This window comes from Mucilaginibacter inviolabilis (assembly GCF_011089895.1).
GTDB classification, from domain to species: Bacteria; Bacteroidota; Bacteroidia; order Sphingobacteriales; family Sphingobacteriaceae; genus Mucilaginibacter; species Mucilaginibacter inviolabilis.
The window spans coordinates 2,904,505-2,921,846 of record NZ_JAANAT010000001.1; the positions used below are offsets into that span (position 1 = coordinate 2,904,505).

Annotated in this window: 11 protein-coding genes; 6 read left to right on the forward strand and 5 right to left on the reverse strand. The window is 41.6% G+C overall.

From position 1 onward, the window contains the following. Positions 1-237: 237 nt before the first annotated feature. The 5 genes from G7092_RS11870 to G7092_RS11890 form a co-directional block, all read right to left on the reverse strand. On the reverse strand, positions 238-1,245 hold the full coding sequence (locus G7092_RS11870) for a hypothetical protein (RefSeq protein WP_166089499.1): 1,008 nt from the start codon (positions 1,243-1,245) through the stop codon (positions 238-240). A gap of 400 nt (positions 1,246-1,645) precedes the next feature. After that, positions 1,646-2,935 (reverse strand): DUF885 domain-containing protein, encoded by a 1,290-nt coding sequence (locus tag G7092_RS11875; RefSeq protein ID WP_166089501.1) that lies wholly within the window; start codon positions 2,933-2,935, stop codon positions 1,646-1,648. Positions 2,936-2,992: 57 nt separating this feature from the next. Next, positions 2,993-3,331, reverse strand: coding sequence for a hypothetical protein (locus G7092_RS11880; RefSeq protein ID WP_166089503.1), 339 nt, complete (start codon positions 3,329-3,331; stop codon positions 2,993-2,995). 11 nt (positions 3,332-3,342) lie between these two features. Continuing rightward, on the reverse strand, positions 3,343-6,465 hold the full coding sequence (locus G7092_RS11885; RefSeq protein ID WP_166089505.1) for an AsmA family protein: 3,123 nt from the start codon (positions 6,463-6,465) through the stop codon (positions 3,343-3,345). A 485-nt stretch (positions 6,466-6,950) separates the two neighbouring features. Next, positions 6,951-7,916, reverse strand: coding sequence for a quinone oxidoreductase family protein (locus G7092_RS11890; protein WP_166089507.1), 966 nt, complete (start codon positions 7,914-7,916; stop codon positions 6,951-6,953). 207 nt (positions 7,917-8,123) lie between these two features. Between G7092_RS11890 and G7092_RS11895 the strand changes: the two genes are divergently transcribed. From G7092_RS11895 to G7092_RS11920, 6 genes are all read left to right on the forward strand, one after another. Next, on the forward strand, positions 8,124-8,843 hold the full coding sequence (locus G7092_RS11895; RefSeq protein WP_166089509.1) for a DUF4397 domain-containing protein: 720 nt from the start codon (positions 8,124-8,126) through the stop codon (positions 8,841-8,843). Positions 8,844-9,003: 160 nt separating this feature from the next. After that, positions 9,004-9,726, forward strand: a complete 723-nt coding sequence (locus tag G7092_RS11900) for a hypothetical protein (RefSeq protein WP_166089512.1) — start codon at positions 9,004-9,006, stop codon at positions 9,724-9,726. A gap of 298 nt (positions 9,727-10,024) precedes the next feature. Continuing rightward, positions 10,025-10,597 carry an RNA polymerase sigma-70 factor gene (locus G7092_RS11905; protein WP_166089514.1) on the forward strand — a complete coding sequence of 191 codons (573 nt, stop codon included), beginning with the start codon at positions 10,025-10,027 and terminating at the stop codon, positions 10,595-10,597. 68 nt (positions 10,598-10,665) lie between these two features. Further along, complete coding sequence (locus G7092_RS11910; RefSeq protein WP_166089516.1) at positions 10,666-11,799, forward strand: FecR family protein; 1,134 nt, start codon at positions 10,666-10,668, stop codon at positions 11,797-11,799. A gap of 270 nt (positions 11,800-12,069) precedes the next feature. Next, positions 12,070-15,444 (forward strand): TonB-dependent receptor, encoded by a 3,375-nt coding sequence (locus G7092_RS11915; RefSeq protein WP_166089519.1) that lies wholly within the window; start codon positions 12,070-12,072, stop codon positions 15,442-15,444. Between the two features lie 10 nt (positions 15,445-15,454). Beyond that, complete coding sequence (locus tag G7092_RS11920; protein ID WP_166089521.1) at positions 15,455-16,987, forward strand: RagB/SusD family nutrient uptake outer membrane protein; 1,533 nt, start codon at positions 15,455-15,457, stop codon at positions 16,985-16,987. Positions 16,988-17,342 lie beyond the last annotated feature (355 nt).

A 17,342-nucleotide genomic window follows, 5' to 3' on the forward strand; every position in this document is an offset into this window, starting at 1 on the left:
TCACAGAATAACAAACCCAATATTTTATACGTCGATGTAGCAGGCCCCTGGATTACTGATTATTGTATTGAATTGAATGGGATGGCGATTTATAACTAAGAAAGAAAATCACAGGATATCTTTAAATGGGAGTGACTTCAAGCTATCTAAAAAATACGTGATCCCCATTGATGAGGATCACGTACAAAATAATTAATTATTACAGAGCTACTTAAATGGCCAATGGATTAAATAATGTTATCGAAAATAAAAATCGACTATGGAGTTAGTGGTCCCATTATTTTTTATAACCGTATTTTTCCCTGATGGTGTAGGTCTTGCACCATCATTGGTTTGTATCCATGTAATTGGCTGATTGGTCGACCCGCTTCCAACATATTGCAGGTTCATTGACTTCATTGCAACGTATTGATCTGGCGGAAAAGAGGTATAACTACTGGCATATGATTCCCAGCATTCTATTACTTCATTTGCCGGATCGGGGTAAGTTTGGGTATAAGTTATAGACGGATACCCGGTAAACCCTATAGTATATTTATATGCTCCGGGAGCGGCAGAAACCTGCGTCATTACCCCTGTTACAGTTGTACCACTGGCTATAGCCGCACTTGCATTGGAGTGAAAGTATGCCCCATTTGCATAACCCCAGTTTTGAACATACCAAATATGGCCATAGCCGTTGTTCCAACACAAAACAGGCTGCATAAAGGCACTTCCGCCGTTAGCATTATCTGCCCCGTTCCACAAAAACTGTACGGTATCTGCGCCTGCAACCGGCGCGCTTGGAACAACCCAGGATGTAGAGAATGACTGGATGTTTTTTCCTGATGGCAGAGGAGAGTCGACATAATAACCGTTACCTAAAGTATTTCCCGAACTTTGAGTGGCCAGACTTTGTGTTAAAGTTTTTTTTACGGCATTAGTATTTGTTGCCTGGGTAGCGGAACCATAATCGGCCAGTATGGCCCCTGTTGTTGAATTTATTTTTTTAATATTTCCATCCACTACAGCTATTTCGGTACCCTGCTCCACTAAGTGTACTTTAGAGGCAGGCACTTTTCCAAAAGGGGTTAATACAAACTCCGTTTGTTGATTTGTTGCAGCAGCAACGGTTGTCTTAGCCGGATTTACTGCACCTTGTTTTTGACAGCCTGCAAATACCGCCGTAAAAAGGATCCCTGCTGTAAGCAGTACGAATGAGCTTTTTTCCAACTTAGCGTTAGGATTAATTTTTTTGTGTTTCATAATGATGTTAGTAATTTAGTTTGGTTTGATTGGTTGGTTTAAAAACGCGTTAACATATACGATGTATTGGCCATTTTAGTTAATTCTAAATTAACATTAAGCAACGCGGGCAATTCAAAAACATCAACGCAATCGTTTGTTTACCAATTAAATAGCATTACTCGACTTTATCAAACAGGCGTCAGCAGTCAGCAACATCAATGGGTATAATTGAATATTATTTTTTTTTAAAAAGTAGAAATTTAATAGCAAATCTGCTTTAATTTTTATGACAGAAAGATAAACCAATGGTTAAATTGCAATTATTATAATTAAATCCCAAACAAACGTTTGCGTAATAATTTCTTGATAAACCTGCTATCAAATCAAACACTAACCACAGTACAGACAAGATATTTATCTATCCAAACACATTCTTTTTTACCAAAAAAATCGGTAACGAACCATGATCCAACACCCGGGAATGGAAATCCCTGATATTAAAATTCTTGCCCTGTTTCTTTTGTAGTTCTTCTTTCCAGTGCAGTAATTGCAGCGCGCCGTATTTGTAGGTTACTACCTGCGCGGGCCAGCGCCTCATGCGGGCTATTTCACGCATGGCTATATCATCCTGGTTGCGGATGTTCTTTTTCCAGAAGGCAAGGGCCTGAGCGTCGGTCCAGCCGTAATAGTTTAATCCAACATCAAGGGGTACACGTACAGATCGTACTATATCCCACTCCCACTTACCCATTTCATCATAAGGTGTTTGATAGGCACCCAATTGCTTGCCCAGTTCTTCGGTATAGGCAGCCCAGCCTTCGGCCAAGCCTGCGTAAAAAAAGAGTTTTTGTACTTCGGAGGTTTTAGTTTGCGCCACTATACTGAGCTGGTAATGGTGTCCCGGAACAGCTTCATGAATAAAAAGCCAATCAAACTGGCGCTTATTGTAAGGCTTATCAAAAAGGTTATAGTAAAAAGTATTGTCGTTGTAATAGCCCGGGGTTTGTGCCAGCTGCTTGGCGGCTCCCTTTTCTATTTTTAACGGCGGGATATTGGTATTGTTAAAAAGCCTGGGCAGGTTGGCATATACAATGGCCTTGGTATGCTCAAACTCATGCTGTACCTTTTCCGGATCTTTTTCAAAAAAAGAAGAATCATTTAAATGCTTATAAAAAGCATCTTCGCTTAAACCGGTTTGCGCCCTCACGGCTTCTATATGTTTCTGTACCCGGGTAACTTCGGTTAAACCAAACTGGTAGATCTGATCGGGTGTAACGTCGGCATCAACCCAGCGCTTTAGTAAATACGCGTACCAGGCTTTGCCGTTGGGTATGGTAATGATACCACCTGTAGGTATTTGCGCCGGTTTATGCTTAAGCCAGTCCTGCTCTAAAGCCAGGTGTTCCAGGTTGAGTTTGGTTTCATAGGCAATCAGCGCGTAATCCGTTTTTTGGGTAGGACTTAGCTCTTCAGACTTATAACTGGCAAGCTCCGTCTGTATCGATTTGAAAAACGTCAGCTGTTTTTGCAAGTCATCTGCCGAACCAATGCGCTCCAGCCCGGTTACATAACTCAGGTCGAGCTCCGGCAAATTGAGCGCTTCATAACCACTTACAAACCTGCTGCAAAAAGCATCGAAGTTTTGCTGCTTGCTAGTATGGAATAACGAAAGTACACAAAGGCTGATCGTGGCTATAAAGGTCTTCATGATGTAATGACCAAAAGTTGCCTGCTTTGTTACATAATTTACTTAAAATAAGCTGATTTATAGACTAAAGACTTCTTTCAAAAGCTTAAATATATTTTTAGTGCCACCAAAAATACCAGACCACCCTCTATTGTTACCGTCGGCAAAATAAGCACGCGATAATTCGCCATTACTGCCGTAGTATTCAACTTTTACCCAATTATTTATAAAGTCTCTGCCTTGCTTGCCATAGGATATAGAAATAATTTCTGTAATAACTATTTCTGTTTTAGTTCCTCTAAAACTTAATATACCTGGAGATATATTTAAGATTCCTATATCGTCCATAGCCATTACCTGTTTCTTTTGCCGGGTGTTTTCAGAAGAAAGGTACCATACATTGTTTAATGCACTCATTTGTGGTTATATTACTGATCCTCCGTTGTTTCCTTCAGCTCATCTTCCTTCTTGGCTTTCCCCATTTTTATTTTGGGGTTTTCCTGAGTGCCGGTGATGGTCATCGGGATGCCGAATATACCGAATGGTGGTAGGCCTAATCTGAATTGCAAGTTCAGTTTGCCATCCAGGCTCACCTGGCCTTCAAACCTTGGCCGGAAACCGGCCATACGCATTTTGGTGCGTTCAATGGTCATGATATTATTGGCGATGGTGCTTTTAATATCCACTTTGCTAACATCGCCTTTGGCCAGGCTATCGTGCCCTGTTTGTTTGCCTACCGCACTGAACAATTTAAAGCCATACAGCTTCACCTTCTTTACAGAAAGCACGCCGCCACCCTTTATAGAAGGATAAATGGGTTTCATATCACCGTTGAGTTTACCATTTAGCTTATAATCTAACGACACAATACCCTGCACATGCGCGGCTGATGAAGCCATGTCATGAAACATCTTTACTTCTTTATAAGCACGCTGTATATCAAACTCTTTAGCATTGATGTGGTAATCAAAATAGGCCTTTTGCGGTGTGGTGCTGCCATAAGTAGCATCCATAATCACAGGTGCGCCTATCAGGGTAAAGCCGGTTTGTTTCAGGATGATCTGCCCTTTGCTGATGCTCATTTGCCCCTTGGCATCGCTAATGTCGAGTCCCATGTATTTTACTTTTTTCACATTGGCAGTAAAATCAAGGTCGAGGTTGGCGGGTACCAGGATAACCCCGTTTGATTTGGTAGGTGTAGGTTTAGCCGATGCCGGAGTACCTGCAAAAGCCATAAAATCATCGGCAATGATCAGATCACTTTGCAGATTAAATTGTCCTTTTAATGGTGAATTTTGTTTAACGGCATAATCAATAACATTTGACAAGGCGCCATTCAAAACAATCACCGATTTACCATAATTAGCCGTAAACTGATCAAACTTCATCTTATCCTGGTTAAAGCTAAACAGTCCGGTTTTGATCAGGAAAGGTTTGGGAAATAGCTCCGAACGAAGCGTGATATCCTTCACTTTCATGGTACCCGAGTTAGCCAACAGGTTATATCTGCCTGCAAGGGCATCGCTTTGTTTTCCTTTTAGTGAAAAGTTGGTGCTGATAAAGCCTTTTACATCATAGCCTTTCATCGCAAACACCTGGTAGATTTTGCCAATATCCAATTGCCCGCGCGAGGCTATACGGTAATTCAGATCGTCAAAATTGTGCAGATCGGCTTTCAGCATAAAAGGCTGTCCTTCAAAATTAAAAGATACCGGTTTAATGTTCACTTTCAACCCTTTTAATGAGGTGGTGGTGTTGGTAATATTGGCGCTCACCTGTATATCCTTCACCGGGTGCGGGTAGTATTTGGTTTGAATATAGCCGTTCTTCAATTCCAGTTTGGCATCGGTAACCGGGAATATCCGGCGTTCGGGAATGTACCTGCCTTTAATCTGCAAATTCGCGTCCAGGTCGCCGCGTACATCCATACCGCTATCGGCGGGTAAAAACTGTTTCACATCGCTCAAGTGGAATTTGGTTTGAAGCCCCGCGTCGATCATGGCACCAGCAGTGTTACTCAGTTTTAAATACCCTTTGATATAGTTATTAAGAGCTATGGCATTCAGGTTATCTACCTGCAGGGTGGCATGTGCTATATCATGATCGGGACAAGCCGCATTCAGATTGAAGCTAATGTTTTTAAGTGCCTCGGGCAGGTTGGCATATTTGATATACCCGTCCCGGAAGGTGGAATGCAGGGTAAATTTAGGGATACTGGTGATCACTGTTTCGGTCTTTGGCCGTAACCCACCGGTTCTTTTCAGTCCTTTGGCATACTTACCTTCGGCCAGCAGGTGCAGCGAATAGCGTCCTTTCAGGTCGACAGCCTTAACACCAAAGGCAAGGTTCCATTTTTGCAGATCGACCTCGGTATTGATCTTGGCGAAGATCTGTGGTTCCTTGACCCCTTTCACCTTGATCACCGAGCCAAAATAATCTTTACCAATGTTAAAATAGATCGAATCGACATTAAGATTTAAGCTATCCGGATTAAGGCCCGGCAGTTTTGCATTCATGTTGATGAACACATTTTTCACCGGCTCGGGGGTGCTTTTGTTCACTACGGCACCATCACGTACCTTCATATTGAAAGTAAAGTCGGGCATGATGTTTTTGGAGGCGATGTATTTACCGGTTAACGCAATCTGGATATTACCGTTACCGCTGATATCCATATTATCTACATATTTTTCATACTCGGCAGGCAGCGCGGTAAAAATATCTCCCAGATCGTTCTGGTCGGATGTGATCCGGAAATCCATATCATAACCTTCTTTCAGGAACTCAAACCGGCCCTTAAATTTAACCGGCAGCTTATTAATGAGCAGATCGTTTTTCTGAAAGGCAAAAGCCAATGATTTGGTATTGATGCTGGTGACCAGGTCGGCATTTACTTTTTTATGATGAACATAGCTTTTACCGCCATAAATAAAGTCGACAGAGGCTGCAGCGATATGGCTCGACAGATCAAAAATATCTTTACTCAAATCGCCGCTGCCCTTATAATTAAACCCGGTGGCCTCAATTTGCATGGGAACCGACTTATCATCATATACCAACCGGCTTTTTTCAATCAGGATTTGTTCAATACCCAGCGATGCACTGCTGGTATCGGCCGCATTCGCGGGTTTGCTATCTTTTGATTTGTATACGTTGTAGTTGGCCTTACCGCTGCTATCAACCTTAATATTGATAACCGCCTGACTGAGGTATATTTTATTGATATTGATCTTGCTTTTAAATACCGACGAAAGATCTATCGCCAGCGAAACTTCTTTGGCTGCAACCAGGGTGTCATTCTGGAAAGGTGCGCTGCCATCTAACAAAAAATCATTTAACGTAAGGGTAAGTGCCGGGAATCTTTTAAAGAACGACAGTCGCGTACTGGTAAAATTCAGTTTACCGTTGATGCTGCCGCCAGCCCATTGTTTAATCTTGTTAGTAATAGTTTGAGGAAAAAGATAAGGCAACAGAAACATCAGCGCCAGCAAGCTCACCAATGTTATACCACTTATTTTGAGCGTTTTAAATATGATTTTTTTGATCGGCATCGGCATAAAAATAATTGCAGATAAGGAGCTATGAAGATAAGGATAAAAGCCAAACGCCGTGGGTAAAATAATTATTAAGCCTTTTTAGGTAAAATGTTTTAACTGATGATTAAATGAATAAATATTATTCAACCGGTGTATCGAATACACCGGTTTCAGCGTATTGTATATTGTCGGTACTATAAGTTCCTTGTCCCCATTACGGGCCCCTCCAAAGGGGCCCGGGGGCAGGGATATTTTTAGCTACCTAAAATTACTTAGTTCAGAGTAAAAACCCATTGCAATAACTCAACGTGAATTCGATATAAGGAAGTGCAATACCAATAAAAAAGTGTCATTTCGAACGAGGTACGAGGAGAAATCTTCTTCGATTTGCAATTGAAACTTTGCCCCACGTAGAAGATTTCCCCTCACCCTATCACTTTGTCCATCGCTGTTTGTCGAAATGATATGGAGGTTTTCTTGAACTCGAATTAACCTATTGATCAGGGAATTAAAATAATCTTCCCGGTACTTTGTTTGCTTTCCATATACTCATGGGCCAGTTTGCCATAGGCCAGTTTAAAGGATTTGGGAACCTGCAGTACCAATTGCCCGGAAGTTATCCAGTTAAACAACACCCCTGATCGTTTGATCCGCTCCTCTTTTGAATCCAGGTAACTCCAAAGGTCACCGCCCGTAATGGTTTGCGAGCGATCCATCAAAAGTTCCAATGATGGAGGAGGCTCGGGCAATCCGCCGGCTTTGCCATATAACACTACGGTACCTAACGTACGGGTTACCTCTAAACTGTCATTCAATGTTTTTGCTACACTATCATAGGTTACATCTGCACCTTTGCCACCGGTATAGTTTAATACCTTTTCTTTCCAATTATCCTGATATAAAAAAACGGTATCGGCTCCCGCTGCCAGAGCGGTTGCTTTTTTAGCTTCGGAGGATGTAAGCCCGATAACTTTTGCACCCAGCAACTTGCATATTTGTGTAAGCAACTGACCAACACCTCCGGCTACTGCATGTAGCAAAACGGTTTCGCCGGGCTTAACCGGATAGCTATCTGTTGCCAGGTAATGCGCAGTCATGCCTTGTAAAAGGATAGCGGCAGCTGTCTCAAAGCTTATTTCGTCAGGTAAAGGAATAGCGTGGGTTACGGGAACGGCAACCAGCTCGGCATTAGCAAAGGGTACATCTCCAAAACTCACCCTACCGCCCACTTTAAAATCAGGATGGCCATTATTGTCAGCTACTATACCGGCGCCCTCGTAACCCGCAATATAGGGAGGCTTACCCAACAGGTGGTAATTCCCTTTGCGTCTTTCGGTATCAGAAAAGTTAAGTCCGATGGCTTTCATTTCAACCAGTATATCCCCTGTTTTTAATACAGGTGGAGCGATCTCCTGATATTGAAGAACCCCGGGATCGCCAAATGAGGAAAATGTTAATGCTTTCATATCATCTAATATCTGTCTTTTTTAGATCATCGATTTAACATGGCTGATAATTCAACATAAACAGACAATAGCATGATATTTTGAACAGCCGTTCTACCCAAATAACGTAACATTTAATTTACAGATAAAATTTCGATCATCTGTAGCATTCTTACCTGTGCTATACGTAAGGTTGGGTATATGTTTATCTCTACAACAATTAATTTTATGAAATACGTTCAACAAAATTTAAAAAGGCGGGCAGGCATAGTCGGGATGATATGTTTGCTGGCTGTACTGCTTACTTCCTGCTTAAAAAATCATGACAATGACTATGTTGAACCTCCGGTAGCATTTTTGTCGGTAATCAACGCCTCACCGGATTCACAACCTGTAAACTTCTTTTTGGATCAGAACCGCGCCAATGATTTCCCCATCAATTACGGACATGGGATCGACTACATCAGGGCCTATCCGGGTAAAAGGGTAGCCAGCTTTTATATAGCGGGTACACAGCAAAAGCTTAAAGGAGATACCATAAATCTTACCGCCCAAAAATTCTACTCCATGTATTTGTCTAACGTGGCCGCCACCCCGGATATGATATTAACCACCGATTCCATCAGTCGCCCGGACGCAGGAAAGGCCACTATTCGCCTCGTAAATGTTAGCCCGGATGCCGGTGCGGTTGACCTGGGAATAAAAGCAAGCACCTTACTGGCCAGCAATCAGCCATATAAAGGAGCCTCGGTTTTTGTACCCATACAAGGCAACAGCACTTATACACTGGAAGTTCGCAAGGCAGGAACTACCACCGTTTTGGCCACATTACAAGATGTAAAACTGAACAGCGGTTCGGTATATACCATATGGCTACAAGGACTGGCCGCAGCCACCGACCAAAAGAAGCTTAGCGCAAACGTACAAACTAACGCCTTTTATTATTAATTAAAAACACCTCTCAAATAAAACAAAAAGCCTCTGCAATGTATTGCAGAGGCTTTTTGTTTTAAGGTGCATTTTTATTTCCAAAATTCTTCTAAGAATCAACGCTTTAATTAAACTTTGTGGCGATTTTTGAGTCTAAACAACACAAATTATTCAACCTATGAAAACATTACTTATCATTTGCGTGGCTATAGGGCTATTATCGTCATGCAGTACCTACCAGATGAATACACTCAGCAGCACCAACACTGTTCATAACGAACAAACCGGTGAATTTAAACTGGAGAACGATTCCGTGAAGATCCTTTACTCTTTTGCGGGTGAAAACGTGCCCATCCGCATCAATATTTATAACAAACTCAACGAACCTATTTATGCCGACTGGGAACGCTCTGCCTTTGTTATGGATAAAAAAAGCACCAGTTATGCCAATGGCGTTTTACAGGTAAATGGATCGATATCCTCAACATCCATAGGCCGCGGAATCCGTTATTCTGATGGAAATATCAGTGCTCAGGTAACTCTCCCACAGAACGTAACTTTTATTCCTCCCCATTCCCAGGTCAGTAAAACCATCACCAATGTAGATAGCCGGGAGTTTCAGTATATTGCTGATACGCTTTTTGCAAAATCAAAATTACCTTCGGGTTTTGGCGGCAGCGATCTCAAGGTAAAAATAGCGAAGTTTGAGAAGGACAACAGCCCTTTGTTTTTCAAAAGCTATTTAACTTTGTATACCCTTAATAACAGCGTGCAAAAGCTCATCACCTATCAGAACGATTTTTATGTTTCAGAGGCGTTCAGGTCATCCTTAGGTCCTGAGAATTTCGCAAATTTCGGAGATAACAGGGGCGATCATTTTTATATTAAAATACCCAACTAAATCCAATTTAATCAGGCCGGGCTATTTTCTTTAATCAGTAATACTCCGAAGAACATTCTCTTACGGACGGTAAAATAACGTCCTTCATCCACCCTTTTCGTCTGGCCAAATTGGTACAGCTGTCATATCTGTGCCAATTTCGCTTACTCTTATGACAAATTCCCGAAGTTTTAATCCACAAACATTTATCATATTTAGGCACCATTATATACTAATTTATTAAAAACCCATATTAATAGTAACTATGTACCCGGCAATGAATTGCCTGGTGCCTGCCCCGATTATTTAAAAATACGCTATGTCCCACTATTGTGCTTATTCGGATAAAGAATTGGCCTGTCTGTTAAATGATAGTGACGAAGCGGCTTTTACAGAAATTTACAACCGGTTTTATGGAGTCCTTTACCGGCATGCGTATAAAAGTTTACCCGACCCTGAAGCAGTAAAAGATGTACTCCAGGAGGTTTTTGTATATGTATGGAACAACCGTGGCAATATCAATCCGGAAGATAATCTTGCGGCTTACCTCTACACATCAGTTCGAAATAAGGTACTGAACAACTTCAGGCATCTTAAAATTAAAAATGATTATATCACCTCCTTTCAAAATTACCTGGATACTGATAATCAGCCTGAAGCGGATGAGGCTATTCGTATAAAACAACTCATCGCCATAGTGGAGGCTGAAGTAGCCATGCTCCCTCCACAAATGCGGCTTATATTTCAAATGAGCCGCAACAATAATTTTTCGCACCAGGAAATTGCCGATCAACTCAACATCAGTGTATTAACCGTTAGAAAACAGGTTAATAACTCCTTGAAAGTTTTAAGATTAAAACTGGGAAGTAAATTTTTTTTACTTTTTTTATAATTCATCTACTCCCTACACCTTCCTGAAGTGCATATAGCGTAATAAGGGTCCTCCCCCCTTTACCAATTATGTCAAAAAAGGACGCAACAGATCTATTGATCCGATACCGTAATGGCCAGGTATCCGAAGAAGAAAAAGCTTTGGTTGAAAGCTGGTATGCTCATTATACCCAAAACGCTGCTACTCCTAAAATTGATGATCAGGAGCTGGAAAACAATCGTGACGAAATTCTCAGGCGTATTATGTCTGATCTACCGGGCCAACGGAAAATTAATTACCGGCGATTGATCAGTATTGCCGCTCTCGCTATTTTGATACTATGCGCCGGTGTATTATTTATAAAACAGCGCAAGCCTCATCAAAACCAGCCACCCCTAGCTGCTGAAAAAAACAACAGCAATTTACTCCCTGGTGGTAATAAAGCCACGTTGATTTTATCCAACGGCAATTCTATCAATCTAAACGACACCAAAAACGGGGCTTTGGCTAACGAAAAAGGCATAGTTATTCATAAAAACTCTAATGGCCGTATCACTTATGATCAGGCCGGGCACAATACCCCCCATGAGGCTAATGTATTTAATACTGTTGTTACCCCCAAAGGTGGCCAATACCAGCTTGTTTTAAGCGACGGAACCAAAGTTTGGCTAAACGCTGCATCCTCTTTAAAATACCCGGTAACGTTCACTGGCACAAAGCGGGAAATAGAACTTTCCGGAGAAGCCTATTTCGAAGTCGCTCATGATCGGCACAAACCATTCCGGGTAATATCAAACGGCCAAACTGTTGAAGTTTTAGGTACTCATTTTAATGTGAATGCCTACCCGGACGAAAAGCTCACCCGAACCACGCTGCTGGAAGGCAGTGTTAAAGTATTGGCCGGTGAAACAAGCAGCCAAATAAAGCCCGGTGAACAGGTTCAATTAAAGGATGGCAATTTAGCAGTATCGCAAGCCGACATAGAAGAAGCCATAGCCTGGAAAAAAGGTTTCTTTTATTTTAAGGATGATGATATTCAAACCGTAATGCGCCAGCTTTCCCGCTGGTATGATGTATCTGTAAAATACGAAGGACAAATTCCCACCAGGGAGTTTTCGGGACAAATGAACAAAAACATCACTGCCGCACAGCTCATGCATATTTTAAGTTTTGAGCAGATCCATTACCGGATAGAGGACAGGACCATCATTATTATGCCTTAATCATTAACGCACCAATTATTCACTTAACCAATAATATATGAGAAAAAAAGTACAAGAAACAGTCCCTTAGGCAAATCGCCGTTGGTTAATTAAAAGCAGAAACGTACCCCGACTGCAATCGGGATACGCATATCTGAGTTAACCTCCTTTACAGAAAAATGATCTTATTCAGCAATCATCCATTAACTCAAACTTTTCAAAAGTATGAAATTAAAGTCTCTTTTTGTGCCTACGGGAATACTGTGGGTACCCCCGCAAATAATACTGATTATGAAATTGACTACCCTCATGATTTTACTGGCAATGCTGCAATGCAGCGCAGCGGTTTTTGGTCAAAAGATTAATCTTAATGAAACCAATACCCCTTTAAAAAAGGTGTTGAAAGTCATTAATGATCAAACAGGTTATGTATTTTTTTATGAATCTAAAGCTATCCGTAATAAAAACATCACCATCAAAATCGAAGACGCTTCTCTTGATGCGGCATTAACTGCCTGCTTAAAAAATCAAAAATTAAGCTATGAAATACTTAATAACACCATTTTTATTAAAGAGCAGCAGGCAACCGTTCAAACACCCGCAGCGGCAAATTCACAACAAGTTGCTATCAAGGTAACCGGGCGGGTTGTTGATGAAAAAAGTCAGGCATTGCCAGGCGTTACCGTGAAATTGAAAGGAGGAAACGCTGTTGTAGTTACAGATAAAGACGGAAAATTCAGCATCGATGTTCCGAATGGGGATGCCGTGCTTGTTTTTTCTTTTATTGGTTATGCCACCCGGGAAATTTCGGCAAAACAAAACCTGAACAACGTACAATTAACGCCCACATCCTCAGATTTGAATCAGGTGGTAGTGGTAGGTTACGGAACCCAAAAGAAAGTTGATCTTACCGGTTCTGTCGCCACAGTTAACGGGGCCGTTCTTAATCAAAGATCAACGCCAAACGCTGCTAACCTTTTATCCGGAACAATAGCCGGGCTGGATGCGGTACAATCAACCGGGCAGCCAGGTAAGGATGCTCCCAATCTTCAAATCCGCGGAATGGGTTCATTCGGGGCTGGCAGTGCGCCCCTTATCCTGGTAGATGGAATAATTGTAACCAGCTTAAATTCCATTGCCGGAAACGATATAGAATCGGTAAGCGTATTGAAAGATGCCGCGTCGGCCTCTATTTATGGCAACAGGGCAGCTAATGGCGTTATTTTAATTACCACCAAGCGCGGTAAACCCGGAACTACCACCATCAACTACAATACCGACCTTTCCATAAACCAAGCCATTGGCCTGCCCAATTTGGTATGGAACTCCGCCGAGTACATGACTATGTTTAATCAGGCACGGGAACATAACGGCACCAATAGTACACCCGTTTATACGCAGGCCCAGATAGATGCCTATAAAAACGCGCCGGCTAACAGCGCCCAGTATCCCAATTATAATTATATAGATCATTATATTAAAAATGCGTTTTCACAAAATCATCACATTAGTGTAAGCGGTGGCAGTGAAAATACCACGTTTAATATAGGGGCCGGCTATTTACAGCAAAACGGTACTGTTAAAGGTACAGATGCTAAACGCTATAACTTATTGGTGACCCTGGATTCAAAAATCAATAAAACCTTTAAAGTAGGTGGAACTGTAGCATTAAGCAAACAAGATATTACTGAACCTGTTTTAGGTAACGATGGTCTGATACTTTTAATTTACGGAGCTGGACCAACATATGCTCCATATTTAACTGACGGCAGCGGCCGGATTGCCAAAACAGATTATTCAAACAACAACGCAGGTCATAACCGCAGTATTGAATACGTTTTAAACAGCGGCAGCAGGGTAACCAATAATTACGAGGCAAGGGCCCAAACTTATCTGGAGGCTAATATAACTAAAGGCCTTACCTGGCTGGTAAAAGGAGCCTTTAACTATAACGATCAGTTTCTGAATATTAATCAATTTGCGGTAAATCAATACGCTTTTCAACCAGACGCCAGTGGTAATTATACCGTGTTGGATAATGGCAGCCCCACCAGCTTAGGTGTTTTTAATCAGGATACGCGCCAATTGTATGCCAATGCGTACTCTACCTTAAATTATAAAACCACCATAGCAACTGATCATCATTTAAATGTTTTAGGTGGATTCAGCGTTGAGTCTTATACCCAGCAATATTTATCCGGGCAAAGAACGTCGTTTCCCAATAATCAGTTAACGCAGCTTAATGCGGGCTCGGTAACAGGTCAGAGCCTTAACGGCGACCAATACCAGTATGCATTGGAGTCATTTTTCGGACAAATTAATTATGATTATAAAGGAAAATACCTGCTTCAATTAGATGGTCGTAACGATGGTACTTCCCGTATTTCGCCATCCAAAAGATGGGGTTTCTTTCCGGCAGCCTCTATCGGCTGGCGCCTGTCAGAAGAAAATTTCATGAAACCGCTTACCTGGATTGATAATTTAAAGATCCGCGCCTCTTATGGCAGGCTGGGTAATCAGAATATTGGATATTACCCATACCAGGCTTTATTAAATGTAACCCAATACTCTTTTACCAGCTCCGGACCAGTTCAAGGAGTTAATCAGCAAAACCTAAACAATCCCGATATTCAGTGGGAAAAAACAGACAATACCGACATTGGCTTTGATTTAAGTATCAAACAAGGGCTTTTTACAGCTACCGCCGATTATTATAATAAAAAAACATCGGGCATTCTGTTTACACCAAACGTATTGGCAGCTGTAGGATTAAATGCACCGGTTACCAATGCAGGAACGGTACAGAACAGGGGTTTTGAGCTTGATCTGGGCCACGCTAATCATATTGGAAAAGACTTCAGATATTCGGTTAACGCCATATTTTCACTTAACCGGAACAAGGTTCTGTATCTGGCTAACGGAACACAGGACCAAGGTATGTATATCAATAAGGTTGGGCTACCCTACGGATCATTTTATATGCTGAAGTGGACGGGTATCTATAATTCGCAGGATGAGATCAATAATTCGCCCAAGGAGGCCTTTGCCAGTCCCAAACCGGGCGATTTGAAATTTGCAGATGCCAACGGCGATAATAAAATAGATGCTAATGACAGGCAAATTATCAAAGGCGCTTTTCCTGATTACACTTATTCCTTCAGGGTTAATTTCGGTTATAAAAACTGGGATCTCAGTACTTTCTGGCAAGGGGTACAAGGAGTAAAACACTATGTACAAGGCTGGGGAATTGATCCGTTTAGACAGGGTGGAGCTCCGCCAACATTCTTCAGAAATGCCTGGACACCTGAAAATCATTCTCAAACTGTGCCTGCTATATTCGATTATAACGGTAATTCGGGCTATGCACCCAATACAAGTCAAAATTCAACCTATTATTTAAAAGATGCTTCTTTTCTGCGATTAAAAAATGTGCGTTTAACTTATCATTTAGTACCCGATCTGGCTAAAAGGCTATTGATGAAAAATGCATCCGTATTTATCTCTGCCGATAACCTTTTCACTTTCACCAAGTTCCCGGGCGATCCTGAACGTTTACAAACAGGACCAGTTAGCCAGTCTGGGTCAGGCACCTACGGAGCCACAAACAATTATGCAGCCTATCCTCAGATACGCATGTTTACCGCGGGTTTAAATGTTACATTTTAATAAAAACGTCATGAAAAAAATATATAAACATCCAGTAATGTTGTTTCTTTTGGCTTCGATGGCTGTTATATCGTCTTGTAAAAAGAGCTTTTTAGACAAACAACCCCAGGACCAGATATCTACAGCTATTTTTTATAAAACAGCAAGTGATGCCCAGCAAGGTTTAACCGGGGTTTATGCCTCCTTAAAACAAGGATTTAACGGCGCCGGTAAAGTTTACCAGGATTGCCTGGCCGACAATGCTTATGCAAACTTCAACAGTTACGATGCCAACAATATACAACTTGGCAATTATGCCACCACTAACAGTGCGGTAAATACGGTGTGGAATGCCAATTATGCCGGCATAGCACAATGCAACCTCTATATTGCCAATGTTACACCCATAGCAATGGATGCGGCAACCAAAAATCAATATTTTGCAGAGGTACGCTTTTTACGCGCGTTCTTCTACTCTAACCTGGTTAACCGCTTTGGTGATGTAATTTTGTATGACAAAGCCGCAACCCTGGCCCAGGCCACCGCGCCTGTAGCCAAAACTCCAAAAGCGCAGGTATTAGCTTTTATAAACAGTGATTTAGACTTTGCTATTGCTAACCTCCCCGATGCTGCCTTTAACGGGCACGTAGTAAAAGGTTCGGCGCTGGCGTTAAAGGCCAAAGTGGCGCTCTTCAATCAGGACTGGACCAATGCGGTTGCACTAACTAACCAGGTTATCACCGGCGGAAAATTTAGCCTTTATGCAGATTATACAGGTTTATTTTTCAGAAAAAACCAGGACAATAACCCCGAGATCATGTTCTCTACCAACTACAAGGCACCTAACGATCAGCAGGAAACCAATGGTTTAGATATTGAAATTGGCTGGTGGATGGCGATAAACCCTTTCCAGGAAATGGTAGACAGTTATGAAACCGCTGATGGTAAACTGATAACCGACCCCACTTCGGGATATACCAGGGCTAAGCAATATGTTAATCGCGATCCGCGGTTAAAGGCGAGCTTAAGGGGCGCCGACCAACCCTGGTACAATCCGGATGGCAGCCTGGTTACACATGATGGTAACACTTCTAAAACCGGTTACCAGATGGTGAAATACATCGACTCGACATTATTTCCTATGGGCTATAGCCATACCAATGATCGTGATGAAAATATTATCCATATCCGGTATGCTGATGTGTTGTTAATGTATGCAGAGGCCAAAAATGAGCTATCAGGACCCGATGCTACCATCTACGCCGCATTAAACCAGATCAGGGCAAGAGTGCATATGCCTAACGTAAATCAGGCTTTATACGGAAGTCAATCTACACTAAGAGACTTCATCCGCCATGAAAGAAGAATTGAGCTGGCATTTGAAGGTAATCGGTATGACGATTTAATCAGATGGCAGACCGCCGAGCAGGTAATGCTAAAAGTAAAGCTTCCGGGAAACAGCCCACCACCTATAAATTTTGATCCATCCAAAAATTACCTGTTCCCGATTCCTCAAAATGATCTCACCATTGATCCATTATTAAAGCAGAACCCGGGATATTAACCAAAGGATATAGAATGAGTATGAAAGGCTAAATAAAATGCCGGACTTTGATAAATTAACCCGGAAAATGCCTGGAAATACAGCCTATTTTTCGTATCTTTAATCAAACAGTAACAGCGGCCTCACTTACTTGAAAAATGTAAGTGGGGCCGTTTTACTAAAAGGATAAGAAGGCATAAAACAAGCCGATTTTTAAATCAAAAACCTAATTATCAGCATATTAATACTTTTTAAACATTTCAAAACCCATCAAAAATTTGTTAAAAAGTGTTAAAGTCAATGGTTTTGAATGAATTTCAAGCAGTTTTCGATCAGTTTTAGCCTCATTTTCGAAGCAAAAAATGTTAAAATAAAC

Bases quoted from the DNA above. Each gene is read 5' to 3' on its own strand.
- G7092_RS11870 (WP_166089499.1), bottom strand. From the start codon at position 1,245: ATGAAACACAAAAAAATTAATCCTAACGCTAAGTTGGAAAAAAGCTCA.
- G7092_RS11875 (WP_166089501.1), bottom strand. From the start codon at position 2,935: ATGAAGACCTTTATAGCCACGATCAGCCTTTGTGTACTTTCGTTATTC.
- G7092_RS11880 (WP_166089503.1), bottom strand. From the start codon at position 3,331: ATGAGTGCATTAAACAATGTATGGTACCTTTCTTCTGAAAACACCCGG.
- G7092_RS11885 (WP_166089505.1), bottom strand. From the start codon at position 6,465: ATGCCGATCAAAAAAATCATATTTAAAACGCTCAAAATAAGTGGTATA.
- G7092_RS11890 (WP_166089507.1), bottom strand. From the start codon at position 7,916: ATGAAAGCATTAACATTTTCCTCATTTGGCGATCCCGGGGTTCTTCAA.
- G7092_RS11895 (WP_166089509.1), top strand. From the start codon at position 8,124: ATGAAATACGTTCAACAAAATTTAAAAAGGCGGGCAGGCATAGTCGGG.
- G7092_RS11900 (WP_166089512.1), top strand. From the start codon at position 9,004: ATGAAAACATTACTTATCATTTGCGTGGCTATAGGGCTATTATCGTCA.
- G7092_RS11905 (WP_166089514.1), top strand. From the start codon at position 10,025: ATGTCCCACTATTGTGCTTATTCGGATAAAGAATTGGCCTGTCTGTTA.
- G7092_RS11910 (WP_166089516.1), top strand. From the start codon at position 10,666: ATGTCAAAAAAGGACGCAACAGATCTATTGATCCGATACCGTAATGGC.
- G7092_RS11915 (WP_166089519.1), top strand. From the start codon at position 12,070: ATGAAATTGACTACCCTCATGATTTTACTGGCAATGCTGCAATGCAGC.
- G7092_RS11920 (WP_166089521.1), top strand. From the start codon at position 15,455: ATGAAAAAAATATATAAACATCCAGTAATGTTGTTTCTTTTGGCTTCG.